Raw genomic sequence first — 22,880 nt, forward strand, 5'->3', positions numbered from 1 at the left:
AGGGGCGGGACCCGCGAAGGTCCCGCCCCGTTCATACGCAGCGCGTGTGACAGATTGGCGTGAGCGGCTTACTGCTTTTCGAACGCGGCGTGGATTTCGAGTTCGACCGCGTCGCTGACGTAGGGAATGCCCATCGACACGCCGAAATCGCTGCGCTTGATCGTCGTTTCGGCCTGGAAACCGATGGTTTCCTTCTTGTTCATGCCGACGCCCGCGCCGTGGAAATCGACGTCGAGCGTGACGGGCTTGGTCACGCCGTTGAGCGTCAAATTGCCGGTGACCTTCGCTTCGTCACCGTCGCTGCCCGGCACGACGCTGGTCGAGACGAATTTGGCGTCGGCGGGGGCAGCGCCGAAGAAGTCGGGCTTGCCGCCGTCCTTGCCGGCGCGCAGCAGGTGGCTGGTCAGCCCGGCGCTGGCGGTAGTGACCTTTGCCACGGGGATCGTGACGTCGACCTTGGCGGCGGCGAGATTCTTGGGATCGATGACGAGCGTGCCGGTCACGTCGCCGAAGATGCCGGTATATTTGCTGAAGCCGAGGTGATCGACTTCCCACACGACCATCGTGTGGCCGGCGTCGGCGGCGTAGGTGCCCGCGGTGACGCGCGTCTTGTCGGGCGCGCCGGGGGCGGAACCGCCCTGCGCGAGGACGATCGGGGTCGCCACGACGGCGAGTGCGAGGGCGGCGAGGGGGACGATGCGACGCATGAGGAAGTCTCCTGTTGAGGGCGGCGCGAAGCTAGGCGAAGGCGAGGGACGGCGTCAATAAGCCCGACGGAAACGCAGCGTTGCGATTTCGTCCCACGGCGGTGCGCCGTCGCAAGGCGCTTGTGCCGCGCCCGCTTTCATGCTGCAATGCGGTAAGTTACGGAAGCTGGGCACGAAGGCTGGGGGGCCGACGTCGATGGATAGCTTGTTCGTCCGCGAAGCGGGCGAGGTCGAAAATGCCTTTCTGGCGGCGCCGTTCGAGGAGGACGGCTGGAACGCGGCGCTGCGCCTGTTCGCGCGGCGGACGGGGTCGTCGCGCGCGCAATTGCTGGGGCTGGGCGACGACGCGACGTTGTTCAACTTCATGCCCGATATCGACCCCGCCTATCAGCGCGAGTTCGTGGAAATCGAGGGGTGGCGGCCCGAGGTCAACTGGCGCGTCGCCGCGGGCGGCCGGCCGCTCGAAATATTGAGCGAGGCGCATTACGACATCGCGCGCCAGCACAGCGGCACCGACGATTATGAAGAGCATATCCGCAAGTGGGACGGCGTCCAAGGCTGCCAGACCGTGCTGGTCGAGGGCGAGGGGCTGCTCGTCGGGCTGGCGGCGCTGCGATCCGAGCGCGACGGCCGCACCGGGCGGCGCGACCGCAAGCTGTTCGCCGCGGGCGCGACCTATGCGCTGGCGGCGGTGCGCATGCAGCAGGCGATGGCGCAGCGCGGCGCCGCGATGACCGTCGGCGCGTTCGACGCGATCGGCGTCGCTGCGTTCCTGATCGATCGGCAGGGCGCGGTCGCCGCATTGTCGGGGGCGGCCGAGGCGATCGTCGGCGACGGTGCCGGTGGGGCGCTGCGCCTGCGCCGCGGCCGGCTGGGCGCCGCGCGCCGCGATGCCGATGCGGCGTTGCAGGCGGCGCTGGCGCGCGCGCTGGACGGGGAGGCGATGCAGCAGCATTGGATCGCCTCGCCGGAGGAGGGCGGAGACGGGTTATTGTGCGAACTTTTTCGCCTGCCGCGACGCGAATGGGATTTCGGGTTCGACCCGCGCGTGCTGGTCGTTGTGCGGCGCGCCGTGGATATTCCGGCGATGCGGATCGTGCCGCTGCGCGCGGCGCTGGGCCTGACCGCGGCCGAGGCCGAGATCGCGCTGCGCCTCGCGAACGGCGAGGCGCGCGAGGATATCGCGGCCGGGCGCGGCACGAGCGCGCAAACGCTGGGCACGCAGATCAAGTCGATCCTGCGCAAGAGCGATGTCGCCCGCGAGGCCGAACTGACGGCGCTGGTGAACCGTTTGCTGCGCTGAAGGAACGGAACGGAAGATACCGGCGGCGGGTCGCGTGCCGCCGATATCCCCCCTCAGGCCGGGCGCCGTCGTTGCCGTGCAACGCCGTGCCCACCATCATCCACCGGCAGGCCGAGGCAAGCCGTTGATCGGCGGCGGGTATCATCGATCTGTTGCGGGTGTCATACCCTGTCCGGGGTATATGCGACGAGCGGAGGGCTAGGCCCTGACCCTAGGGCGCGCGGCGTGCCTCGAACCATTCGCGCATCGCCGCGGCGGCGCAGCCGGTGAAGCCGTAGCTGCCGACGGGCGAGCAGCTGTTCGGGCGGCTCGCTGCCGCGGCGCCATTGTTATAGCCGTCGACGGCCGAGGCCCAGCTGCCGCCGCCGGCGGGGACGTCTTCCTTCAGCTCCTCGCGCAATTCCTTGGGCACGCGGTAGCGTTCGGTCTCGGGCTGCTGCGCGCAGACGACGATCTCGTCGCCTTTGGGTTCGGGGCACGGTTCGTCGCCATAGGTATAGAGGACCGAGGTGCGCTGCGGCGGCTCGCCCGATTGCGCGAGCGAGCTGTCATTCTGCGCCAGTGCGGGCGCGGCGAAGGCGAGCGCCGCGAAGAGGGGGAGGAGGAGGCCGGCTGTTTTCTTCATTATCGATCGCGTTCCCATACCCCGTATCCCCGCGGCGCAGATTGCCGTGCGGAGATGAACCTAAGCCGAACTCGTCCGGCGTAACCCATTGCGCTTTCGGCGGGAACGGGAATGCGGCGGCCCGGCGCGGGGCCGATGTTACTCAGATGGTGTTTCGGAAATGAAAAACCAGCCCCGTTCCGGTCGTTCGTCGCAGCGCGGGTGCGTCATCCCGGCAGGTGCGAAATTTCAACGAGGATCGGGATAGGCTGCTATGGGGTGGGGAGCGGCCATAAAGATCCTCCCTGCGGCGAAGCCGTGGGGAGGGGGAGTGTTGGGTCGTCCAGTCCCCCGGAGTGTAGGGTTGGATTGCCGGGGGCAATCCAACCCTACACTCCGCGAAGCGGTGGTGGAGGGGTCGCAACGGCGCGTCATAACCCCTCCGTCAGCGCTTCGCGCTGCCACCTCCCCATCGCTGCGCGACAGGGAGGATCTTTATGGCAGCAATCGGTCGATATCGTCGCCGCGGAGCGGCTGTCTTGACCGGCAAATGTTCCGGCAGCCGATCTTTGATGTGAACCGACTGGAGCGCCGCGCCTAACATGCTAAGGGCATCCCATGCTTCACATGCACGGCCGCGGCGGCACCGTCCAAATCGATGGTGTCAAATATGACTGGGAACTCCTGAGCGAGCCCCAACTATCCTCTTCCGATGGCTGGAAGGGCATGACGGTCGCCTTGCGCCAGAGAGATATGCCACGCGAAGCCGTGCTGGAATTTCCGACGCCAAAGCGCCTGTTGAAAGGATTGCCGAAAGGGCGTTCGCAGATCAACGACGCGATAGCCTCGCGAGGGGTGCGAGCGGCATTGTCGGCAGGATGGGACCCGGCTTCTCGCGGCAAGCCGACGGTCTTCATGGTTGATGCCAACGGCGACTAAACGGAAGATGAAGGTTTATCTTAATCGCCCAACCAATCGGTTGTGATCTGGCCCCTATGCCCCTCCGGCGCCAGCGCGGCGCGCAGGGCTTCCAGCAGAGGCGGCAGCGCCTGCGTGAAGGCATAGGGCGGGTTGACGATAAAAAGGCCCGCGCCGTTATAGATGTCGGGCTGATCGCTATCGTACAACCAATGCTCCACCACCAGAAACTTCGGGATGCCGAGCTTACGTAGCTGCGCCTTCCACCGCACATGCGTGGCGCGGTCTTTCAGCGGATACCAGACGACCGTCACGCCATGCGCCCATTTGCGGTGGGCCGCGGCGAGGGTGGCGGTGATACGCGCGCGTTCATCGGTCTGCTCGTACGGCGGGTCGACCACCACCACGCCGCGCGCGGTGCGGGGCGGCAGCATCGCCAGCCAAAACTCGTAGGCGTCGCGCTCATGCACGGCGGCGGATGTGTCGCGCATCGCGCCTCGCAGGGCATAGACGTCTTCGGGATGTTTCTCGTTCAGGATCAGAAAATCCTGCGGACGCAGAAGCTGCGCCAAGAAGCGCGGCGATCCGGGATAGAGGCGCGGCTCTTCCCCGGCATTTACCGCCTGTACGGCGGCGCGATAGTCGTCCAGCAACGGGTTCGTGTCGGCAAAGGCGCGCACTACGCCCTGTGTAGCCTCGCCGGTGCGTTGCGCGTCATCGCCGCCAAGGTCGTACAGGCCGCAGCCGGCGTGGGTGTCGATCAGGGTGAGCGGGCTCTCTTTGAGCTGCAACGCCCGCACGAGGGCGATGAGCAGGCAGTGCTTTACGACATCGGCGCTGTTTCCAGCATGAAAGCTATGGCGATAATTCATTGTAATTCAGTATCCTGGCGATCTGCCTCTATACCAACGGCTGGGCACGGAAGCCGGGCGCGAGGCGATGGAAGCAACCAATCCGGTGCCCGTATAGAGTCGGGCGGAAACCTTCAAAGCATTCTGCACAAGGCCTCAAGGAGCCGGATGCGATTGGCTTTGACTGCGGCGCTTCGACGTCCGCGTCTGTCAGTAGCGGACCTGCACCCGCCCAATGTCGAATGACTTGGATCGGTCGTTTCCCGCCACTGTCCTATATGGTGCCGAGCGAGGCGCTGATCGCCCCCCACACCTGCGCCAGCTCGTCGGCGGTGATGCAATAGGGCGGCATGACGTAGAGCGTGTTGCCGAGCGGGCGGAGGAGGACGCCGTGGTCGCGATAGAAAGCGATGAGGCGCGGGGCGAGGTTCGAGAGATAGCCGCTGTCGGAAACGACGATGTCGAGCGCGGCGATGGTGCCGAGGCGGCGGGGGTTTTGGGCGCGCGGGTCGTGGCTGAGCAACGAGAGATGTGCGGCCTGTGCGTCGGCGAGCGTGTCGATGCGCTGCTGGACGGGTTCGTCGCGCCAGATTTCGAGGTTGGCGTTCGCGGCGGCGCAGGCGATCGGGTTCGCGGTGTAGCTCGACGAATGATAGAAGGTCTTGGCGCGGTCGGTCGAGAAATGCGCTTCGAAGATCGGCTCGATGCAGAGGGTGACCGCGAGCGGCAGGCTTCCGCCGGTGAGGCCTTTCGAGAGGCAGACGATGTCGGGGATCACGCCCGCCTGATCGCAGGCGAAGCGCGTGCCGGTGCGGCCCCAGCCGGTCATCACCTCGTCGGCGATGAAGAGCACGCCGTGGCGCGCGCATATCGCGCGCATCTCGGCGAGTACCCATGCGGGATAGATGAGCATGCCGCCGGCGCCGAGGATGAGCGGTTCGACGATGAAGGCGGCGGGCTTTTGGGCGCAGGCGGCTTCGAGTGCGTCGAGCGCCCTCTGTTCGAGCCCTTCGTGCGGGAAGGGGATGGTGTCGACGTCGAACAGCAGCGGCTGCCAGGCGCGGTTGTAGACGCCGCGTTCGCCGACCGACATCGTGCCGATCGTGTCGCCATGATAGCTATGCTCGAGGACGAGGATGCGGCTGCGCGCCTCGCCGATGTTATACCAGTAGCCGAGCGCCATCTTGAGCGCGACCTCGACGCTGGTCGAGCCCGAGTCCGAGAAGAAGACGCGCGTGAGCGGGTCGGGGGTGATGCGGATCAGCTCGGCGGCAAGCGTCTCGGCGGGTTCGTGCGTCCAGCCGGCGAAGATGAGCTGGTCGAGCTTTTCGGTCTGGGCGCGGATCGCGGTCATGATGCGCGGATGCGCGTGGCCGTGGGTGGTGACCCACCAAGAGGAGATGGCGTCGATCCAGCTTTGGCCGTTCGCGTCGTAGAGGCGCGCGTCTTTGGCGTGCGAAATCAGCGGGATGGGGTCGCCGAGGCCGTGCTGGGTGAAGGGGTGCCAGACGGGGGAGGTGGGGGTGCTCATGGCGCGTTCCTATACTCCTTCGTCATTCCCGCGAAAGCGGGAACCCAGTTCTGCCCTCACGTTTCAGATTGTCACCCTGCGGGCGGAGTTTTTCGTTGCGCTGGGTCCCCGCGTTGGCGCTGCGCGCCGCCTCCGGCTCCGCGGGGATGACGAAAATTAGAGGAAGTCGGCGATGTCGAAGTTCGCGCTGAATGCGGTGGCGAGCGTTTCGCTGGTCAGCGGATCGATGGTGGGCAGGCGGCCCAAGCGGCGGGCGCCGCTGATCTTCGCGATGATCGCCTCGCTGTCTTCCACCGCGTCGCCGAGGAAGGCGAGGCCGTGGATCGGGACGCCGCGCGCGCGCAGGGCTTCGATCGTGAGCAGGCTGTGGTTGATCGTGCCGAGCGCGGTGCGCGCGCAGACGATCACCGGGATCTGCCATGTCGCGAAGAGGTCGGCGTAGAGTGTGGTGCGCGTGACGGGGACGAGCGCGCCACCGGCGCCTTCGATGATGAGGTTGCCGGGGGGCGGGGTCAGCGTGTCGACGTCGATGTTAACGCCGTCAATTTCGGCGGCGAGATGCGGCGACGCGGGGGTGACGAGGCGGTAGGCTTCGGGGTGAATCGGTACGCCGGCGAGGCGGGCGACGGCTTCGCTGTCGGTTTCCTCTTCGAGGCCCGACTGGATCGGTTTCCAGTAAGGCGTGCCGCTTGCCTGCGCCAAAGCGGCGGAAAAGATGGTTTTTCCGATTCCGGTGTCGGTGCCGGTGACGACGAAGCGCGTCATGCCGCGGCCATCGCCGAGGCAAGGGCGTCGGCCATATCGTCGATGTTAGCTTCGTCAACATTGAGCGTGATGGCGATGCGCAGGCGTGCGGTTCCCTGCGCGACGGTGGGCGGGCGGATGCCGCGGATGTCGAAGCCCGCGCCCTGCAATTGGCCTGCGATGCGCATCGTGCGGTTGTTGTCGCCGATGATCACGGGCAGGATCTGCGTGCCGCTGGCGGGGATGCCGAGCGGCACGAGGCGCTCGGCGGCGTGGCGGACGAGGCTGTGGAGGCGTGCCTGGCGTTCGGGCTCGTTCGCGACGATCTCGATCGCGTGGCGGACGAGCCACGCCATCAGCGGCGAAGGCGCGGTCGAGAAGATGAAGGGGCGGCCGCGGTTGACGAGGAAGTCGGTCGCGATCGCGGGGGCACAGAGCAAGGCGCCCTCGGCGCCCAGCGCCTTGCCGCAGGTGTGGAGGGTGATGAGGTTGTCGCGGCGTGCGAGGCCGTGGGCGAGGCCGGCGCCGCCGGGGCCGAACACGCCCGTCGCGTGGGCTTCGTCGACGACGAGCACCGCGTCGTGGCGGTCGGCGACCGCGGCGAGATCGGCGAGCGGGGCGCGGTCGCCGTCCATGCTGTAGAGGCTTTCGACCGCGATCCACGGCGTGCCCGCGCCGCCGCCGGCGCGCCAGCGCGCGATGATGTCGTCGAAGGATTGTGCGTCGTTGTGCGTCGCCGCGACGTGGCCGGCGCGGCCGAGCTTCATGCCGTCGTGCGCGCTCGCGTGGATGAGTTCGTCGTGGACGACGAGGTCGCCGCGCTGCGGGAGCGCCGCGAACAGCGCGGCGTTGGCGGCGAAGCCGGTGGGGAAGAAGAGCGCGGCTTCGCTGCCATAATGGCGCGCGGCATGCGCTTCGAGCGCTTCATGCTCGGCGTGGTTGCCGCGGAGCAGGCGCGAGCCGCCCGAGCCTGCGGGGAGGCCGCGCTCGATGCCTGCCGTGAGCGCTTCGCGGAGCGCTTCGCTATCGGCGAGGCCGAGATAGTCGTTCGATGCGAAATCGCGGCCGGCGCGCGGCGCGAGGGTGCGGCGGCGGCTGTCATGCGCGAGCGCCGCGAGATCGGCGTGATGGGCGGTGAAGGGAGAGTTGGTCATTCTGTCCTGTCGATGTTTTTAAGTGGGATCGGGGCCCGCTTTGGTTCGGCGCCCTTCCAGCGCCGCCCGTTCTTCGCCGGTCAGCCGGTGCGGGGTTGCGATCGGTTCGAGGGTTGTTGCGTCGAAGAGCGCGGCTTTCCGCCGGTCGCCCGAGACGATGTCCTTGATCGCGCGGACGAAAAAGCGGCGCATCAGCGTCGGCGTGCCCATTTTGGGCAGCTGGCTGGCGTCGCCGATCGCGTCCTGCGTGAAGAGATGACCGCGTGGTGGTCCGAAGACCTGCTCGCGTCTTGCCGGATCGCAGGTTGCGGTCAGGATGGTGATGAAGGGGAGCTTGCCGTTCTTGAATGTGTTGAACAGCGGCGTGCGGCAGCAGGCGGCGTACCAGCGCAGCGTTGGAGCGTCGGTCAGATGGAGGCAGGCGAGGCGGTCGCGCCCGGTGTCGAGGCGCATGCGGGCGCATCGCGTCTGGTAGAGTGCGGTGCCGCCGTGCGCGTCGAGCAGGCGTTCGGCGTGGCCGAGATGGTGCGTGAGATCCTGGCAGTCGGTGCAATGGCAGACGACATGGTCGCCCTCGCCGGACGTGACGCGCATCGTTCCGGTAACGGTTCCGCAGTCGCAGGCGAAGGAGAGATCGGATGTCATCGCCATCCCCCTAGTCCGTTGCCCACGATTGCGGAAGCCTTTGGAGGGTCAGGGCTGGAGGTCATCAACTATTGTTCCAATCCTCCCTGTCGCGCAGCGATGGGGAGGTGGCAGCGCGAAGCGCTGACGGAGAGGCTGTAACGCGACGTTGCCGCCCCTCCACCACCGCTTCGCGGCGGTCCCCCTCCCCATGGCTTGCGGCCACAGGGAGGATTTGCGTCAGTTCTTCGATTTGTCGACGAGCTGGTTCTTGGCGATCCACGGCATCATCGCGCGGAGTTCAGCGCCGGTCTTTTCGAGCTGATGCGCGGCGGCCGCCTTGCGGCTCGCCTTCAGTTCGGGCTGGCCGGCCTGGTTGTCGAGCACGAAGTCCTTCACGAAGCGGCCCGACTGGATGTCGGCGAGGACGCGCTTCATTTCCTTCTTCGTTTCGTCGGTGATGATGCGCGGGCCGGTCTTGATGTCGCCATATTCGGCGGTGTTCGAGATCGAATAGCGCATGTTCGCGATGCCGCCTTCATAGAGGAGGTCGACGATCAGCTTGGTTTCGTGGAGGCACTCGAAATAAGCCATTTCCGGGGCGTAGCCCGCCTCGACGAGCGTTTCGAAACCCGCCTGGATCAGGTGGGTGATGCCGCCGCAGAGCACCGCCTGTTCGCCGAAGAGGTCGGTTTCGCACTCTTCCTTGAAGGTCGTCTCGATGATGCCGCTGCGCCCGCCGCCGACGGCGCTGGCGTAGGAGAGGGCGAGCGCCTTGGCGAAGCCGTTACCCGACGCGCCCGCGCCCTGTGCTTCCTGCGCGACCGCGATCAGGCAGGGGACGCCGCCGCCCTTCTGATATTCGCTGCGCACCGTGTGACCGGGGCCCTTGGGCGCGACCATGAAGACGTCGATGTCGGGGCGCGCGTCGATCAGGCCGAAGTGGATGTTGAGGCCGTGCGCAAAGGCGAGCGCTGCGCCGGGCTTCATGTTCGGGCCGATGTCATCGGCGTAGATTTTTGCCTGATGCTCGTCGGGGGCGGCGATCATGATCACGTCGGCCCATTCGGCGGCTTCCTTGTTCGAAAGCACCTTGAAGCCGGCGGCTTCGGCCTTCTTCGCGGTTGCCGAACCGGGACGGAGCGCGATGGCGACTTCCTTGACGCCGCTGTCGCGCATGTTCTGCGCGTGCGCATGGCCCTGGCTGCCGTAGCCGACGACGGCGACCTTCTTGCCCTTGATCAGATCCTGGTCGGCGTCGCGATCGTAGTAGACTTGCATGATAATTCTTTTCCTTGGTGTGAACTGCCCGGAGGCGAAATTGCGAAGAACCAGAGAGGCTAGGGCCGCTCTACGGTCGGGGGTTTGCCATCGGATGCGAATGAAAGCTCGTAAGCTTCCCCCGGTCTCGTCGCCTTGCACTCGACTTGAGCGGGGCCGGCACCGGGGGCGGTGAAGCGGCACTCGCCCTCCGCATTGAGGACATCGGCGCCCCTGCCGAAGGGCGGGGTGACGAGGATATTGGTTACGACCAACGTGGCGGTGTCGCCGGTTGCAGCCTTCTCATTGCCGTAGAAGCCGATCAAAATGTTGCCGGCCACCGCGATGCGAAAGCTTGAGCGGCCGTCGCGATACGTGATGTGGGCGATCTTGCCAGCGCAGCGGGAGGTGTTGTCCCCACCGCCGGGAAGGATCAGCTTGCGACAGGTGCCTTCCATCGTCGTCGTACTGGCGATCCGGCTCAGGTCGAGGCGGTCGGCAGCCGCCGGCGCCATGGAAAGCGCCATCGGGAGGAACAAGCCGATCATAGCGCCTCCGACCCGCGGGCGATGGCGACGACGCCGGTGCGGCCGACCTCGACCAGCCCGCATTCGCGCATCAAGGCGATGAAGCGGTCGACCTTGTCGCTCGTCCCGGTGATTTCGAAAATGAAGCTGGTGAGCGTCGTGTCGACGACCTTGGCGCGGAAGACGTCGGCCATGCGCAGCGCCTCGATGCGCTTGTCGCCGGTGCCCGCGACCTTCACGAGCGCGATTTCGCGTTCGACATGCGCCTCGCCCGCGTCGTTGAGGTCGATGACCTTGTGCACGGGGACGAGCCGGTCGAGCTGCGCGATGATCTGGTCGATGATCGGCGGCGGGCCCGAGGTGACGATGGTGATGCGCGACAGCGCGTGGTCGGCGGTAATATCGGCCACCGTCAGGCTTTCGATATTATAGCCGCGCGCGGTGAACAGCCCGGTGATCTTGGCGAGCACCCCGGCTTCGTTATCGACGGTGATGGCGAGCACGTGGCGCTCGCCGGCTTCGGTTTTGATTTTCATGTGAGTTACACCAGTGCCTTGGCTTCGTCGTCCATCGTGCCGGTGACGTCGCTCGGCTGGAGGATCATGTCGGTGTGCGCCGCGCCCGACGGGATCATCGGGAAGCAGTTCGCGAGCTGCGCGACGCGGCAGTCGACGATCACCGGACCCGGGGTCTCGATCATCTTCTTGATGCCGTCCTCGAGCTGCCCCAGATTGTCGATGCGCAGGCCCGTCCAGCCATAGGCGTCGGCGAGCTTCACGAAATCGGGCAGGCTGTCCGAATAGCTGTTCGAATAGCGGCTTTCATAGGTGAGTTCCTGCCACTGGCGGACCATCCCCATCCATTCATTGTTGAGGATGAAGATCTTCACCGGCAGGCGGTACTGCGCGACCGTGCCCATTTCCTGGATGTTCATCTGCAAGCTGGCTTCGCCCGCGATGCAGATGACGAGGCGGTTCGGGTGCGCGATCTGCGCGCCGACCGCGGCGGGAAAGCCATAGCCCATCGTGCCGAGCCCGCCGCTGGTGAGCCAACGGTTGGGGGCCGAGAAGCCGAAATGCTGCGCCGCCCACATCTGGTGCTGGCCGACCTCGGTCGTGATGATCGGGTCGCGGCCGCGCGTCGCGTCGAACAGTGCCTTCACCGCGCGCTGCGGCATGATTTCGGCGCTGGCTTCCTTCTTTTCGGGGAAGTCGAGGCAGCGCGTCGCGCGCCAGCCGTCGACGCGGCGCCACCATTCGCCAAGGTCGCGCGCCTTATGGCCCTTGTCCTGCCACGCGGCGATCAGCGCATCGAGCGCGCGGCCGGCGTCGCCGACGACGGCGAGGTCGACGGGCACGATCTTGTTGATCGAGCTGCGGTCGATATCGATGTGGATTTTCTTGGAATCGGGCGAGAAGGCGTCGAGGCGGCCCGTTACACGGTCGTCGAAGCGCGCGCCGACTGCGATGATCAGGTCGGCGCGGTTCATCGCCATATTCGCTTCATAGGTGCCGTGCATGCCGAGCATGCCGAGCCATTTCGGATCGTCGGCGGGGAAGGCGCCGAGCCCCATCAGCGTCGAGGTGATCGGCGCGCCGGTGAGCGAAACGAGCTGGCGCAGCGCGGCGCTCGCGTCGGGGCCGGCGTTGATCACCCCGCCGCCGGTGTAGAAAACCGGGCGCTCGGCCGCGGCGATCATGTCGATAGCCTGCGAAATCGCGTCGGCGTCGGGTTCGACCTGCGGGCGATAGCTGTTGTGCTGGATGAACTCGGGCACCGAATAAGTGCCGGTCGCGACCTGCACATTCTTCGGGATGTCGATCACGACGGGGCCGGGGCGGCCGTGCGTCGCGATATGAAACGCCTCGTGCATGATCGGGCCGAGGCGGTCGGGGTCCATCACGAGATAATTATGCTTGGTGCAGTGGCGCGTGATGCCGACCGTGTCGCATTCCTGAAAGGCGTCGGTGCCGATCAAGGTCGTCGGAACCTGCCCGGTGAGCACGACCATCGGGATCGAATCGAGCAAAGCGTCGGTGATGCCGGTGACGGCATTGGTCGCGCCGGGGCCGGAGGTGACGAGCACGACGCCGGGCTTGCCGGTCGAGCGCGCATAGCCTTCCGCCGCGTGCGTCGCCGCCTGTTCGTGGCGGACGAGGATGTGCTTGATCGTGGGGTGTTTGTAGAGCGCGTCATAGATGGGAAGGACCGCGCCGCCCGGATAGCCGAACACTGTATCGACCCCGAGGTCGACCAGCGCCTGAACCACCATGTCGGCACCACTCATTTCCGTCACGACGAAACTCCTTCCAATACAAAAAGGCAGCGCTTGTGCGCTGCAACAGGGTGCGGGCAATAGGTGTATGATTCTATCTTGTCAACAGCTTATCACGTAATATTATTGCTAATTCCTTGATAGAATCGATGTTTAATGACTCGACGTGGCGCAGCCAGTCGGCGGGGGGCTGGTTGCGGAACCACGTATATTGGCGCTTTGCATATTGGCGCGTTGCCGCTTGCGTCAGCTCGAGCGCTTCGGCGCGGGTGATGTCGCCGCGAAGATGGCTGGCGATCTGGGGGACGCCGATCGCGCGCATCGCGGGCAGGTCGGGGTCGAGGCCGCGCGCGAGCAGGGCTTCGGCCTCCTCGACCGCGCCGCGTTCGAACATCTGGACGAGGCGCGCGTCGCAGCGGTCGCGCAGCCAGTCGCGCGGGGGCAAGAGAACCAGCGGGGCGAGCGCGATCTGGTCGGCGATGCCGCCCGCGATCGCCCGCTGCCAGTCGGCGAGGGTGCGGCCGGTCGAGCGCACGACTTCGAGCGCGCGCGCGACGCGGGTGGTGTCGGCGGGGTTCAGGCGTGCGGCGGCGTCGGGATCGGCCTTGGCCAGCGCGGCGTGCGCGTCGGCCACGGGGAGCGCGCGGACTGCCTCGCGAATATCGGGATCGATCTCGGGCACCGGCGCGATGCCGTGGAGCAGCGTGCGCATGTGGAGGCCGGTGCCGCCGACGAGGATGGGAATTTGCCCCGCAGCGTGTGCTTCGGCGATGATGTCGCGTGCTTCGTCCGCCCAGCGCACGGCATTATGCGCGTCGGCGGCGTCGATGTGGCCGAAGAGGCGGTGGGATATGCCCTCCATCTCTTCGCCGGTCGGGCGTGCGGAGAGGATGCGAAGGTCGGCATAGACCTGGCTCGCGTCGGCGTTGACGACGAGCGCGTCCCGGCCTGTCCCGCAAAGAGATTTTGCGAGCGCGACCGCCAAAGCGCTCTTGCCGCTGGCGGTGGGTCCGGCGATAAGTGCCACGGGAGGCCGCGCGTTGGCGGTCGAGAAAGAAGGAGATGCCATGTTCGTCGCGACGCTGATAGCAGCAGGAAAGCTGACCGACGAGGTGGTTCGCGAGGGGATCGACCGGCTCGCCGCGACGGGCCACGATGTCGGCGCCCCGCACTGGATCGACGAGCATGACGCGGCGGACATCGTATTTCACGGCAGCCTGGTCAGCGCGCGCAAGGAACTGGCGCTGATGGACCATGGTTCGCTCGACATCGTCGTGCAGCCGCTGGGCGACCGGACGAAGAAGCTGATCATCGCCGACATGGATTCGACGATGATCACCGTCGAGTGCATCGACGAACTCGCCGATTATGCGGGGCTGAAGCCGCAGATCGCGGCGATCACCGAGCGCGCGATGCGCGGGGAGCTCGATTTCCGCGCCGCGCTGGAGGAGCGCGTCGGATTGCTCGCGGGGATGCCCGAGACGACTTTGGTCGATTGCCGGATGGAGCGCGTGCGGCTGACGCGCGGGGCGCGCACCTTGGTGCAGACGATGAAGGCGCATGGCGCGCACTCGATCCTGATTTCGGGCGGCTTCACCGCCTTCGCCGGGCCGGTGGGCGAGGCGATCGGGTTCGACAAGGTGGTCGCGAACGAGCTGGAGATTGCCGGCGGCAAGCTGACCGGCAAGGTGCGCGAGCCGATCGTCGACAGCAAAACGAAACTGGAGACGCTGAAGGCCGAGGCGGCGAAGCATGGCCTGCCGCTCGCCGAGACGATGGCGGTCGGCGACGGCGCGAACGACATTCCGATGATCACCTCGGCGGGGCTGGGGGTCGGCTATTATCCGCACCCCGCGGCGGGCGAGGCGGCGGCGGCGGTGATCCGGCATCATGATTTGACGGCATTGCTGTGGGCGCAGGGTTATCCGCGGCGGAGCTGGGTGCTGGGGTAGGGCGTAGCGGCCATCGGCCGTTAGCGGGCCATCGCAGGCAACTTCGCTCCGCACCATGGACAGAATGCAATTTCCACGGCGCTGCTTCCGCCGTCATGAACCATCAGGCCAAAGCCCCCATTCATCTCGATGACGAATGCATCGGGACAATCGGTGCGGTCCTCATGAACCGGGCATTCGCGATGCAAATCAGCGTTCATTCGTTCGCAGCAAGAAATGGTCATGGCCATATCTGCTTATGCCAGAAAATGTGGGGCCAGCAATGACCGCGATGGCCGGGAGACGACGTTCCCCACCTCTTCACGAAGCTTGGGGAGCGTCCACCAATCAGTCCCTCCCGGCGCGTAGACAAACGGGACCCCGATCAAGTCCGGGATGACGAAGGCGCGGGCGGTGGTTATGGTGTTCGATGTGGAGGTCCTATGACGAAGCACCGCATCTATTCGATGAGCGTCGCGAGCGTTTATCCGCATTATATTGCCAAGGCGGAGAAGAAGGGGCGCACGAAAGCCGAGGTTGACGAGATTTTCCGCTGGCTGACCGGATATGACCAGAAAGCGCTCGAGGCCGAGTTCGCCAAGGGGACGAATTTCGAGGATTTCTTCGCGCATGCGCCCGCGATCAACCCGTCGCGCGAGCTGATCACGGGCGTGGTCTGCGGCGTTCGCGTCGAAAATATCGAAGAGCCGCTGATGCGCGAGGTCCGCTATCTCGACAAGCTGATCGACGAACTCGCCAAAGGGAAGGCGATGGAGAAGATCTTGCGGAGCTGATTTCTCTCGTCGATATTAACAATGTTAACATTAGCGCTGTTCAAATGCGATCGATGTTTACGTCGTCAACACTAGCGCGGAAATTTGTGTCGGCGCGGCGGTTGGAAGTGGCCGCGCCGTCCACAGGACTGGCGTCAGTCCTTCGCCTTGACCTTGACCCATACATGGACCGTCGCGGCGAATTTGCCGGGTTCGGGTTTGCCCACGTCGATCCGTTCGGCGGTGACGAGTTCGCCGGTTGCGAGGTTGAAGCTGGCCCAGGGTTTCGGCATGCGGCCGAAGGTCATTTTCTGGATCGGCTGGCCGGTGGCGGTGTTCATGATCGTTGCGGTGATACCCATGGCGGCCGGGTAGCGGCAGCGCGATGATTCTGTCCAGTGGGGAAAGCGGGATGGTTATGCGGTCGCGGCGATTTCATCGGTCAGCCAGCCGCGGAAGCGCAGCATCGCGTCGCTTTCGGGGCGCGACATCAGGCGGGTGAGCCAGTAGCGGCCGGCGTCGATCGTGACCGCGAAGGGCTGGACGAGCAGCTCGGCGGCGAGTTCGCGGGTGAACATCGAAGGCGGCGCGAGCGCGACGCCCTGACCCGCGGCAGCGGCGGTCGCCATCAACGCCGAGCTGTCGAAGACGGGACCGCGCAGCACGGGGACGGGGACGCCCGTGGCGGCGAACCAGAGCGCCCATTCGTCGGCGCGGTACGAGCGCAGCAGGCGCTCGTGGATCAGGTCGGCGGGGTTCTTGAGGCGCGCGGCGATCGCGGGGGCGCAGACCGGCGCCATCGGCGCGGCGAGCAAGGGTTCGGCGTGGGTGCCGTGCCAGGCGCCGTCGCCGAAGCGGATCGCATAGTCGAGCGCCTCGCCCGCGAGGTCGACGCGGTTGTTGTTCGTCGAGATGCGGAGGTCGATCGCGGGGTGCAGGCGCGCGAAGGCGTCGAGGCGTGGGAGTAGCCAGCCGGTCGCGAAGGTGCCGACGACGCCGACCTTGAGCGCCTCGCGGAAATGGCCATCGGTATATTGGTCGAGCGTAGCGGCGACGCGGTCGAAGGCATCGGCGACGACTGGGACGAGCGCGTGGCCCTCGTCGGTGAGCGCGAGCCCGCGCGGCAGGCGGTGGAAGAGGCGCGTGCCGAGGCGGCGTTCGAGCTGCGCGACCTGATGGCTGACGGCGCCCTGGCTGACGCAGAGTTCGATCGCGGCGCGGGTGAAATTGAGGTGGCGCGCCGCAGCCTCAAAGGCGCGGAGGGCGTTCAGGGGGAGCTGGGCGCGGTCCATGGCCTGTCATCAATTATTCTCATGGCTTTGTCGAGAAATCATGCTTTGTGGGCGGCGGCGCGGCGCGGCATCCCGGCGGGGAAGGAGACGGATATGATCGCGATGATGACAATTGCCGCCTGGCTGGCGGGCGTGAGCCATGTGCCGCTGCCGCTCGTCCAGGAGGCGAAGGCGCAGACGGTGGCGGGCGGGGTTGCGCCGGGTGCGGACGACCCGTTAACGCGGCCGATTGCGGCTTCGCGTGCGGCCGAATGGCTGGCGCCTGCCAGACCTGAGAAGATTTTCGGGACGAGCTATCTCGTCGGCTTCGGCGGGCTGAGCGTCGCGCTGATCGATACCGGCGACGGGCTGGTGCTGGTCGATGGCGCGTTGCCGCAGGCGGCGCCCGCGATCCTCGCCAATGTCCGTGCGCTCGGCTTCGATCCCAAAGACATCAAATTTATTCTGAGCACCGAACCGCATTTCGACCATGCCGGCGGGATCGCCGCGCTGGTGCGCGACACCGGCGCGACGGTGGTCGCGAGCGCGCGCGGCGCCGAAGGGCTGCGCACGGGCAAACATGCGGCGGACGACCCGCAACTCGCTTACGGCGGCAGCTGGCCAGCCGTGACGCGGCTGCGCGTGGTGAAGGATGGTGAAGTGTTGAAGCTGGGCAAGGCGGCGATCACGGCGGTGGCGACGCCGGGGCACACGATGGGGAGCATGAGCTGGAGCTGGCAGGCGTGCGAGAAGCAGACGTGCAAGGCGATCGTCTTTGCGTCGAGCCTCAACCCGGTGTCGGCCGACGATTATCGTTATACTGCGCCGTCGAGCGCGCCGATCGTGAAGGCGTTCGAAGCGAGTCATCGCAAGATGGACGCGCTCGCATGCGACATCCTGATTTCCGCGCACCCCGATAATGCGGGTCCGGGGCGCTATAACGACAAGCCCGGTGCGTGCCGCACTTACGCCGAGCGGTCGCGCAAAGCGCTGGCAGCGCGTCTTGCCAAGGAAGCGGGCGGATCCTGACCCGCCTGCCGCGGCTCTGTCAGGGAAGCGGCGGCTCCGCCTGGAACGGATCATAGCGGGCCGGGTCATAGGCACCGAAACGCACGGCGCCTTCGGTTTCGCTCCATCCTTTCGACAGGGCGACCGCGACCTCGCCGCGATCGGCCAGAAGGGCGCGGTGCACGGCGGCGCAGGGCACCGATGCCTGGTCGCGACAGACCAGCGGCCCCGGCGGGAGCGGATCGGATCGCCAGACCTGAAGAAGCGTCGCGGCGGTGCCGGGATCGTCGGCCTGCAACTGGCGCCAGGGGCCTTCGGCGAGCGCCGCGACGTCGGTGCGGCCGGCAAGCAGCTCTGCCAGGGCGGCTTCGTGGGTGCCCGCATGGCGCCGCGTCGCAAAAACCGGGGCGCGGCCGGTGCTTCGCAGCGCGGCCGACTGAACCAGTGCGCCGGACGTCGAGCCCGGCAGCACTTCGGTGTAGCGCAAGTCGCCGGCGCGCGCGCCGAGGGCGTCGAGCGATGCGAGGCCGCTATCGCGGCGCACCAGCAGGACGCCCCGATAGCGATCGAGCACGGCCGGAGGCGTGGAAAGGACAGCGATCGGCCGGACATCGGGGCAGGAGCGAGCCTCGACGAATGCGCCGAGATTGGTCATCGCAATATCGATCTCGCCGCGGCAGAGCGCCTTCGCCAGCGCTTCGGGCGTATCGAGCAAGCGGATTTCGGTCGGCCGCCCCGACGCGCGTTCGACGAGTGCGGCAAGCGGCGCCAGCGCAACCGATCGGTCGTAGCGCGGATAATGATAGGTGCCGACGCGCAGCGCCGGTGGTGTTTCAACCGGCGACGCCCACGCCGCGAGAAGGGTCAGAAGCATCACCGCGCGATGGACGCGACGGTAGCCGAAGCAAAGGATTCTCCGACGAACGACATGCCGGCGCGACTAGCGATCCAGCACTAGACAGGCCTGACCGTCCTTGCGCACGCTTGCGCAGAAGCTTTCGGCTTCGCCCTTGTTCGCAAAGCCGCCGGCCTGGAGGCGGGTGAGCTTGCCGCTCTTGACCAGATAGGGCGTGCGCCCGGCGAAGGCGGGATTCTTCTTTTCGAGCGCGGCCCAGAGGCTCCGGGCGTTTGCCTCGACCCCGAAGGCGCCGAGCTGGGCGCGCCAGGGGCTGGCGGTGCCGTTGTGGACGCGCACCGGCGCCGGCGCGGCGGCGGCGGTGGCGACGGGGGCGGCCTTGACGGGTGCGGGCTTGACCGGCGCGGGTTTGGGTTCGGCGGGCTTGGGCGCGGGCTTTGCGGGCTCGGCCTTCGGCGGCAGCTTTCCGCTTTCGGGCGGCGCGGCATAGCTCGTGCCCGGCTGGCCGGTGGCGGCGACGGCGTTGGCGGTCGCTTCGGCAGCCGCGGCTGCGGCGGCTGCGGCGGCGCTCGCGACGGGGGACGAGGCCATAGCGACGCTGCGGACGGGTTCGGGCTTAGGCTGCGGTGCGGGCTTTGCGGGCGGCGTGTCGATCACCGGGGGCGGCGTATAGCGGGTGCCGGGGGTCGATGCGGGCAGGCTCGCGACCTTCACCGGCGAGGCCGCCGGCACGGGTTTGGGCGCGGGCGGCGCGGCGGCGTTGACCGCCGCGAGGCGCGCCTGCTGTTCGCCGCGTTCGATTTCGGGGAGCAGCGCGAGGCCGCGCTGGCGCTGGTCGAGCGGGATCAGATTGTCGAGCTGCGCAAGGCGCGCCGAAGCGATGCCGAGCCCGGCGTCGCTCGCGCGCTTGGTCAGCGCATAGGCGCGCGGCCAGTCCTCTGCCGCGAGGTCGCCGTTGAAGTGCGCGGTGCCGAGGACATATTGCGCGCGGGGTTCGCCGCGCGCGGCCGAATTGAGGATGAAGGGCATCGCCTCCTGCCGGCGGTTCGCGGTGAAGAGCACGAGGCCGAGATTATCCTCCGCCTGCAAATGGCCTTGCTTGGCGGCGCGGCGATACCAGGCCTCCGCCTGCACGAGATCGGCGGGGGCGCCGCGGCCGAGTTTATACGCCTGGCCGAGGTTGAATTGCGCATCGGCGTCGCCGGCGAGGGCGAGCGGGCGCCATTCGGCAACGGCGGCCGCATAATTGCCCGCCTGCCAGGCATCGACGCCGTCCTTGACGTCGGCATAAGCGGGCGCCGCCAGCATCGATGCCGCGAGCAACGGCAAAGCCAGCGAAAGGACGGTGCGGAAAGAACGCATCTTATTCTCCAATGACTTGCGCCGCATAAGGCCGGCTGCAGTCCCCGGGGGCTTTATAACGGCAATTGGCTAACACGGCGTTAGCGACAAAAGCGGTCACGCCGAACTTGATCCGTTCTGGCACAAGTTCGTCTTAGGGGGTCATTTACCATATTTGCGAGCAAGTCGTTCACCCTCTTTTTATCATCGTTAACCCAATTTTAGCGCCCCGCATGGCATCCCTTCGCCGAATTTTGGATTTCCGAGGGGGTAACGCAGTGCGCGTATTGGCATTGGCTTCACAGAAAGGCGGGTCGGGAAAGACCACGCTGTCGGGGCACCTCGCGGTGCAGGCGCAGCTTGCGGGCGCCGGCCCCGTCGTTCTGATCGACATCGATCCGCAGGGCTCGCTCGCCGACTGGTGGAACGAGCGTGAAACCGACCTTCCGGCGTTCGCCCAGACCACGGTCGCCCGGCTCGCCTCCGACCTCGAAATCCTGCGCCAGCAGGGCTTTAAATTGGCGGTGATCGATACGCCGCCGGCGATCACCATGGCGATCCAGAGCGTGATTTCGGTCGCCGAGCTGATCGTTGTGCCGACGCGGCCCAGCCCGCACGATCTGCGCGCCGTCGGCGCCACCGTCGACCTTTGCGAACGCGCCGGCAAGCCGCTGGTGTTCGTCGTCAACGGCGCGACGCCGAAGGCCAAGATTACCAGCGAAGCCGCGGTCGCGCTGTCGCAGCACGGCACCGTCGCGCCGATCACGCTGCACCACCGCACCGATTATGCCGCGTCGATGATCGACGGCCGCACGGTGATGGAAGTCGATCCCAACGGACGCTCGGCCGACGAGATCCGCCAGCTGTGGACGTATATGAACGACCGCCTCGAAAAGAATTTCCGCAGGACCGTATTTGCCGCGCCGCTGCCCACACAGGGCAATTATGGCGCGGTTCGCCCGATGGGTGGTGGCTTCGGCCGCCGCATCGCTGGCCAGTGACGGGGAGTACGGGAATCATGGGCGAACCAAAACCTCTCGCATCGCTGAGCGCCGGACTCCTTGCCCGCAAGGGTGGAGCGCGTCCCGCCATGCGCCGCCAGCCGCTCGGTAGCGGCCCCGCAACGATGAACAGCGGCGGTTACGATGACCTCGGCTGGAACGACATGGGATATGATGTCGATCCCGACCAGTCGGCCGAACCCACGCGTCTGGTCGATCTGAAGCCGCTGCTCACCGGATCGGTGCTGGCGCATAATGTCGAGGCCGAACATGCGGTCGACGACAGCGTCGGTCACGAGCTGACGCCGGAATTTTCGGCCGAATATACCGGCGAATTCACCGGGCTGACCGAGGATTATGGCGTCGACCAGTATGAGGCCGAAGCCCCCGAAGTTCCCGAAATCGTCCGCCAGCAGGAATCGCTGATCGAGCGCGTCGCCGCGGTGGCGCGCAAGGTCGAAGCGCGTCCGGCGCCCGCACCGAAGAAGGAAAAGGCGCCGCGTGCATTGCGGGCCCGCGAGAAGGCGGCGTTCACGCTGCGTCTCGACGCCGAGCGCCATCTGCGCCTCCGCCTCGCGAGCGCGGTGACAAACCGGTCGTCGCAGGTGATCCTGACCGACCTGCTCGACGAATATCTGTCTTCGCTGCCCGAAATCGACGCAATGGCGAGCCGCCTGCCGGCCGCACGCCCGGCGCGCCGCGTGGCGCGCTGAAGAAAAAAGGGGGACCCGTCATGAACCGCAAGATGCTGATGAACCTGGCCGTTTCGGGTTTTGTCCTGAGCGTGGCCACCGGATGCAGCGGCATGGGCAAGATGGCCGACGCGCCAGCGCGCGCCGCCGGCAAGCCCGCGATCGCCGCCAAATCGGCGAGCGATGCGCGCGTCGCGCTCGAAGCCGGGAAAGCCAGCAAGGCGGTCGGCCTGGCCGAAGCCGCGGTTGCCGGCAGCCCGCGCGATGCAAATTATCGCGCGTTGCTGGGACAGGCGTATCTCAACGACGGGCGCTTTGCATCGGCGACCGCGGCGCTGACCGAGGCGATCGAACTCGGCGCGAACGACGGCAATACGGTGCTTTCGCTGGCGCTCGCGCAAATCGCGCAGAACAAGAATGCCGATGCCGTGGCGCTGCTGACACAGCATCGCGCGGCGGTGCCGGCTTCGGACCTCGGGCTGGCGCTGGCGCTCGCGGGAGACAATGAAGGCGCGATCTATGTGTTGAGCGAAGCCGCGCGGGCCGAAGGCGCCGACGCGCGGACGCGGCAGAATTTGGCGCTGGCGTTCGCGCTGTCGGGCCGCTGGGCACAGGCGCGCATTCTCGCTTCGCAGGATCTGTCGATCGCCAAGCTCGAAGGGCGGATGGCCGAATGGTCGAAGCTGGCCGAACAGCCCGATGCGCAGATGCGCGTCGCGAGCCTGATCGGGACGAAGGCGCGGCAGGATGCCGGCATGCCGGTCCAGCTCGCGCTGAGCAATTTTGGCGCCCCGCAAATGGCCGCGGCCGAGCCGGCAGTCCAGCTCGCGAGCGCCGATCCGGCGCCGGTCGCCGACTATGCGCCGCCGCCGCCGGTCCTTGCGGATGCAGGCGGCGCGATCCGCAGCGTCGAACTGCCGATGCCCACGCGCACCGCCGATGGCGTCGTGCCGGTGACCGAATTGCCGCAGCCGAAACCCGCGGGCGAGGTGATCCTCGCCGATGCCGCGCCCTATCGCGCCGCGCCGCGCGTGGCGGGTGAGGGGCGTGTCCGTCCCGCACAGCAGCAGGCGATCGAGCTTGCGACGGTGCTGATCCCGAAGGCGATGGGTTTCGATGCGAAAAAGCCGAGCGGCTGGGCGGTGCAGCTGGGCGCCTATGACAGCCTCGGCATCGCCAGGGAAAAATGGGGCAGCCTGAAAAAACGCAACGGCGTTCTCGCGAACTTCCCGGCGTCGAGCCATGCCGCGACGGTGAACGGCCGCAATTTCTATCGCCTGACGGTGAACGGCCTCGCGACGCGCGCCGACGCGGCGAGCCTGTGCAACCAGTTGAAGGCGCAGGGCCAGACCTGCTTCATCCGTGCGATGGGCGGCGGCGAGGCGATCCAGTGGGCGTCGAAGGCCGGCGCGATGCGGCTCGCTTCGCGCTAAAAGACTTTACCCGGATAAGGGGGAGGGGCGTGGCCGCGAGGCCGCGCCTCTTTTGTTTGGGGTCGCCGCGATTTGC

Annotated in this window: 25 protein-coding genes; 8 read left to right on the top strand and 17 right to left on the bottom strand. The window is 66.9% G+C overall.

What is annotated here, in order from left to right:
- Positions 1-68 precede the first annotated feature (68 nt).
- The gene (locus FG91_RS20445) at positions 69-707 is read right to left on the bottom strand and encodes a YceI family protein (protein ID WP_037518871.1); all 639 of its coding nucleotides are present in this window, start codon (positions 705-707) and stop codon (positions 69-71) included.
- 196 nt (positions 708-903) lie between these two features.
- On the opposite strand from FG91_RS20445, the gene FG91_RS20450 reads away from it, so the two are divergent.
- Positions 904-2,010, top strand: a complete 1,107-nt coding sequence (locus FG91_RS20450) for a helix-turn-helix transcriptional regulator (RefSeq protein ID WP_052187984.1) — start codon at positions 904-906, stop codon at positions 2,008-2,010.
- Between the two features lie 211 nt (positions 2,011-2,221).
- Here the strand turns inward: FG91_RS20450 and FG91_RS20455 are convergent, their stop codons facing one another.
- Positions 2,222-2,635 (bottom strand): hypothetical protein, encoded by a 414-nt coding sequence (locus FG91_RS20455; protein WP_037518872.1) that lies wholly within the window; start codon positions 2,633-2,635, stop codon positions 2,222-2,224.
- Between the two features lie 597 nt (positions 2,636-3,232).
- On the opposite strand from FG91_RS20455, the gene FG91_RS20460 reads away from it, so the two are divergent.
- Positions 3,233-3,553 carry a hypothetical protein gene (locus FG91_RS20460; RefSeq protein WP_037518873.1) on the top strand — a complete coding sequence of 107 codons (321 nt, stop codon included), beginning with the start codon at positions 3,233-3,235 and terminating at the stop codon, positions 3,551-3,553.
- 20 nt (positions 3,554-3,573) lie between these two features.
- On the opposite strand, the gene FG91_RS20465 is transcribed toward FG91_RS20460, so the two are convergent.
- The 10 genes from FG91_RS20465 to miaA all read right to left on the bottom strand — a co-directional run bounded on the left by FG91_RS20465 (position 3,574) and on the right by miaA (position 13,567).
- Positions 3,574-4,404 (bottom strand): 23S rRNA (adenine(2030)-N(6))-methyltransferase RlmJ, encoded by an 831-nt coding sequence (locus FG91_RS20465; RefSeq protein WP_037518874.1) that lies wholly within the window; start codon positions 4,402-4,404, stop codon positions 3,574-3,576.
- Between the two features lie 253 nt (positions 4,405-4,657).
- On the bottom strand, positions 4,658-5,914 hold the full coding sequence (locus FG91_RS20470; RefSeq protein WP_037518877.1) for an adenosylmethionine--8-amino-7-oxononanoate transaminase: 1,257 nt from the start codon (positions 5,912-5,914) through the stop codon (positions 4,658-4,660).
- Positions 5,915-6,070: 156 nt separating this feature from the next.
- Positions 6,071-6,679, bottom strand: a complete 609-nt coding sequence (bioD, locus tag FG91_RS20475) for a dethiobiotin synthase (protein WP_037518879.1) — start codon at positions 6,677-6,679, stop codon at positions 6,071-6,073.
- Entirely contained in the window at positions 6,676-7,812 is a 1,137-nt protein-coding gene (locus FG91_RS20480; protein ID WP_037518880.1) for an 8-amino-7-oxononanoate synthase, read from the bottom strand. The genes bioD and FG91_RS20480 overlap by 4 nt, the downstream gene beginning before the upstream one ends.
- A gap of 18 nt (positions 7,813-7,830) precedes the next feature.
- Positions 7,831-8,463 (bottom strand): DUF6151 family protein, encoded by a 633-nt coding sequence (locus FG91_RS20485; RefSeq protein ID WP_235212121.1) that lies wholly within the window; start codon positions 8,461-8,463, stop codon positions 7,831-7,833.
- A gap of 213 nt (positions 8,464-8,676) precedes the next feature.
- A complete protein-coding gene (gene ilvC / locus FG91_RS20490; RefSeq protein ID WP_037518881.1) occupies positions 8,677-9,717 on the bottom strand; it encodes a ketol-acid reductoisomerase in 1,041 nt (346 codons plus the stop codon).
- A 59-nt stretch (positions 9,718-9,776) separates the two neighbouring features.
- A complete protein-coding gene (locus FG91_RS20495) occupies positions 9,777-10,244 on the bottom strand; it encodes a hypothetical protein (RefSeq protein ID WP_037518883.1) in 468 nt (155 codons plus the stop codon).
- Positions 10,241-10,759: an acetolactate synthase small subunit gene (ilvN, locus tag FG91_RS20500; protein ID WP_037518885.1), complete on the bottom strand. Its 519-nt coding sequence runs from the start codon at positions 10,757-10,759 to the stop codon at positions 10,241-10,243. The genes FG91_RS20495 and ilvN overlap by 4 nt, the downstream gene beginning before the upstream one ends.
- 5 nt (positions 10,760-10,764) lie before the next feature.
- Positions 10,765-12,519 (bottom strand): acetolactate synthase 3 large subunit, encoded by a 1,755-nt coding sequence (locus FG91_RS20505; RefSeq protein ID WP_037518887.1) that lies wholly within the window; start codon positions 12,517-12,519, stop codon positions 10,765-10,767.
- A gap of 73 nt (positions 12,520-12,592) precedes the next feature.
- On the bottom strand, positions 12,593-13,567 hold the full coding sequence (gene miaA / locus FG91_RS20510) for a tRNA (adenosine(37)-N6)-dimethylallyltransferase MiaA (RefSeq protein ID WP_037518889.1): 975 nt from the start codon (positions 13,565-13,567) through the stop codon (positions 12,593-12,595).
- Here miaA and serB point away from each other — a divergent pair.
- Positions 13,566-14,450, top strand: a complete 885-nt coding sequence (gene serB, locus FG91_RS20515; RefSeq protein ID WP_037518891.1) for a phosphoserine phosphatase SerB — start codon at positions 13,566-13,568, stop codon at positions 14,448-14,450. The two genes, miaA and serB, sit on opposite strands and share 2 nt — an antisense overlap.
- 20 nt (positions 14,451-14,470) lie before the next feature.
- Here serB and FG91_RS20520 read toward each other — a convergent pair whose 3' ends face one another.
- Positions 14,471-14,674 carry a DUF6980 family protein gene (locus FG91_RS20520; RefSeq protein WP_037519052.1) on the bottom strand — a complete coding sequence of 68 codons (204 nt, stop codon included), beginning with the start codon at positions 14,672-14,674 and terminating at the stop codon, positions 14,471-14,473.
- Between the two features lie 198 nt (positions 14,675-14,872).
- On the opposite strand from FG91_RS20520, the gene FG91_RS20525 reads away from it, so the two are divergent.
- Positions 14,873-15,223: a DUF2200 domain-containing protein gene (locus tag FG91_RS20525; protein ID WP_037518895.1), complete on the top strand. Its 351-nt coding sequence runs from the start codon at positions 14,873-14,875 to the stop codon at positions 15,221-15,223.
- A 134-nt stretch (positions 15,224-15,357) separates the two neighbouring features.
- Here FG91_RS20525 and FG91_RS20530 read toward each other — a convergent pair whose 3' ends face one another.
- Both FG91_RS20530 and FG91_RS20535 read right to left on the bottom strand, forming a co-directional pair.
- Positions 15,358-15,564, bottom strand: a complete 207-nt coding sequence (locus tag FG91_RS20530; protein WP_037518897.1) for a hypothetical protein — start codon at positions 15,562-15,564, stop codon at positions 15,358-15,360.
- Between the two features lie 54 nt (positions 15,565-15,618).
- Positions 15,619-16,494, bottom strand: coding sequence for a LysR family transcriptional regulator (locus tag FG91_RS20535; protein WP_037518899.1), 876 nt, complete (start codon positions 16,492-16,494; stop codon positions 15,619-15,621).
- A gap of 93 nt (positions 16,495-16,587) precedes the next feature.
- On the opposite strand from FG91_RS20535, the gene bla reads away from it, so the two are divergent.
- Positions 16,588-17,502, top strand: a complete 915-nt coding sequence (gene bla / locus FG91_RS20540; RefSeq protein ID WP_037519055.1) for a subclass B3 metallo-beta-lactamase — start codon at positions 16,588-16,590, stop codon at positions 17,500-17,502.
- 19 nt (positions 17,503-17,521) lie between these two features.
- Here the strand turns inward: bla and FG91_RS20545 are convergent, their stop codons facing one another.
- Together FG91_RS20545 and FG91_RS22525 are read right to left on the bottom strand one after the other, a co-directional pair.
- Entirely contained in the window at positions 17,522-18,355 is an 834-nt protein-coding gene (locus tag FG91_RS20545) for a phosphate/phosphite/phosphonate ABC transporter substrate-binding protein (protein WP_037518902.1), read from the bottom strand.
- Positions 18,356-18,421: 66 nt separating this feature from the next.
- On the bottom strand, positions 18,422-19,699 hold the full coding sequence (locus FG91_RS22525) for an SPOR domain-containing protein (protein ID WP_052187987.1): 1,278 nt from the start codon (positions 19,697-19,699) through the stop codon (positions 18,422-18,424).
- A 257-nt stretch (positions 19,700-19,956) separates the two neighbouring features.
- Here FG91_RS22525 and FG91_RS20555 point away from each other — a divergent pair, with 257 nt between their 5' ends.
- The 3 genes from FG91_RS20555 to FG91_RS20565 are packed head-to-tail and all read left to right on the top strand — an operon-like array spanning position 19,957 to position 22,804.
- Positions 19,957-20,679, top strand: coding sequence for a ParA family protein (locus FG91_RS20555; RefSeq protein WP_037518907.1), 723 nt, complete (start codon positions 19,957-19,959; stop codon positions 20,677-20,679).
- A 17-nt stretch (positions 20,680-20,696) separates the two neighbouring features.
- A complete protein-coding gene (locus FG91_RS20560; RefSeq protein WP_037518910.1) occupies positions 20,697-21,392 on the top strand; it encodes a hypothetical protein in 696 nt (231 codons plus the stop codon).
- Positions 21,393-21,412: 20 nt separating this feature from the next.
- Positions 21,413-22,804, top strand: coding sequence for an SPOR domain-containing protein (locus FG91_RS20565; protein WP_037518913.1), 1,392 nt, complete (start codon positions 21,413-21,415; stop codon positions 22,802-22,804).
- Positions 22,805-22,880 lie beyond the last annotated feature (76 nt).

It is taken from the genome of Sphingopyxis sp. LC81, assembly GCF_000756375.1.
Taxonomy (GTDB): Bacteria; Pseudomonadota; Alphaproteobacteria; order Sphingomonadales; family Sphingomonadaceae; genus Sphingopyxis.

Coding starts and splice junctions, on each gene's coding strand:
- FG91_RS20545 (WP_037518902.1), bottom strand. CDS start 18,355: ATGCTTCTGACCCTTCTCGCGGCGTGGGCGTCGCCGGTTGAAACACCA.
- ilvN (WP_037518885.1), bottom strand. CDS start 10,759: ATGAAAATCAAAACCGAAGCCGGCGAGCGCCACGTGCTCGCCATCACC.
- FG91_RS20535 (WP_037518899.1), bottom strand. CDS start 16,494: ATGGACCGCGCCCAGCTCCCCCTGAACGCCCTCCGCGCCTTTGAGGCT.
- FG91_RS20520 (WP_037519052.1), bottom strand. CDS start 14,674: ATGACCATTTCTTGCTGCGAACGAATGAACGCTGATTTGCATCGCGAA.
- FG91_RS22525 (WP_052187987.1), bottom strand. CDS start 19,699: ATGCGTTCTTTCCGCACCGTCCTTTCGCTGGCTTTGCCGTTGCTCGCG.
- FG91_RS20455 (WP_037518872.1), bottom strand. CDS start 2,635: ATGAAGAAAACAGCCGGCCTCCTCCTCCCCCTCTTCGCGGCGCTCGCC.
- ilvC (WP_037518881.1), bottom strand. CDS start 9,717: ATGCAAGTCTACTACGATCGCGACGCCGACCAGGATCTGATCAAGGGC.
- FG91_RS20485 (WP_235212121.1), bottom strand. CDS start 8,463: ATGGCGATGACATCCGATCTCTCCTTCGCCTGCGACTGCGGAACCGTT.
- FG91_RS20560 (WP_037518910.1), top strand. CDS start 20,697: ATGGGCGAACCAAAACCTCTCGCATCGCTGAGCGCCGGACTCCTTGCC.
- FG91_RS20530 (WP_037518897.1), bottom strand. CDS start 15,564: ATGGGTATCACCGCAACGATCATGAACACCGCCACCGGCCAGCCGATC.
- FG91_RS20460 (WP_037518873.1), top strand. CDS start 3,233: ATGCTTCACATGCACGGCCGCGGCGGCACCGTCCAAATCGATGGTGTC.
- serB (WP_037518891.1), top strand. CDS start 13,566: ATGTTCGTCGCGACGCTGATAGCAGCAGGAAAGCTGACCGACGAGGTG.
- FG91_RS20465 (WP_037518874.1), bottom strand. CDS start 4,404: ATGAATTATCGCCATAGCTTTCATGCTGGAAACAGCGCCGATGTCGTA.
- miaA (WP_037518889.1), bottom strand. CDS start 13,567: ATGGCATCTCCTTCTTTCTCGACCGCCAACGCGCGGCCTCCCGTGGCA.
- FG91_RS20480 (WP_037518880.1), bottom strand. CDS start 7,812: ATGACCAACTCTCCCTTCACCGCCCATCACGCCGATCTCGCGGCGCTC.
- bla (WP_037519055.1), top strand. CDS start 16,588: ATGATCGCGATGATGACAATTGCCGCCTGGCTGGCGGGCGTGAGCCAT.
- FG91_RS20445 (WP_037518871.1), bottom strand. CDS start 707: ATGCGTCGCATCGTCCCCCTCGCCGCCCTCGCACTCGCCGTCGTGGCG.
- FG91_RS20525 (WP_037518895.1), top strand. CDS start 14,873: ATGACGAAGCACCGCATCTATTCGATGAGCGTCGCGAGCGTTTATCCG.
- FG91_RS20470 (WP_037518877.1), bottom strand. CDS start 5,914: ATGAGCACCCCCACCTCCCCCGTCTGGCACCCCTTCACCCAGCACGGC.
- FG91_RS20495 (WP_037518883.1), bottom strand. CDS start 10,244: ATGATCGGCTTGTTCCTCCCGATGGCGCTTTCCATGGCGCCGGCGGCT.
- FG91_RS20450 (WP_052187984.1), top strand. CDS start 904: ATGGATAGCTTGTTCGTCCGCGAAGCGGGCGAGGTCGAAAATGCCTTT.
- bioD (WP_037518879.1), bottom strand. CDS start 6,679: ATGACGCGCTTCGTCGTCACCGGCACCGACACCGGAATCGGAAAAACC.
- FG91_RS20565 (WP_037518913.1), top strand. CDS start 21,413: ATGAACCGCAAGATGCTGATGAACCTGGCCGTTTCGGGTTTTGTCCTG.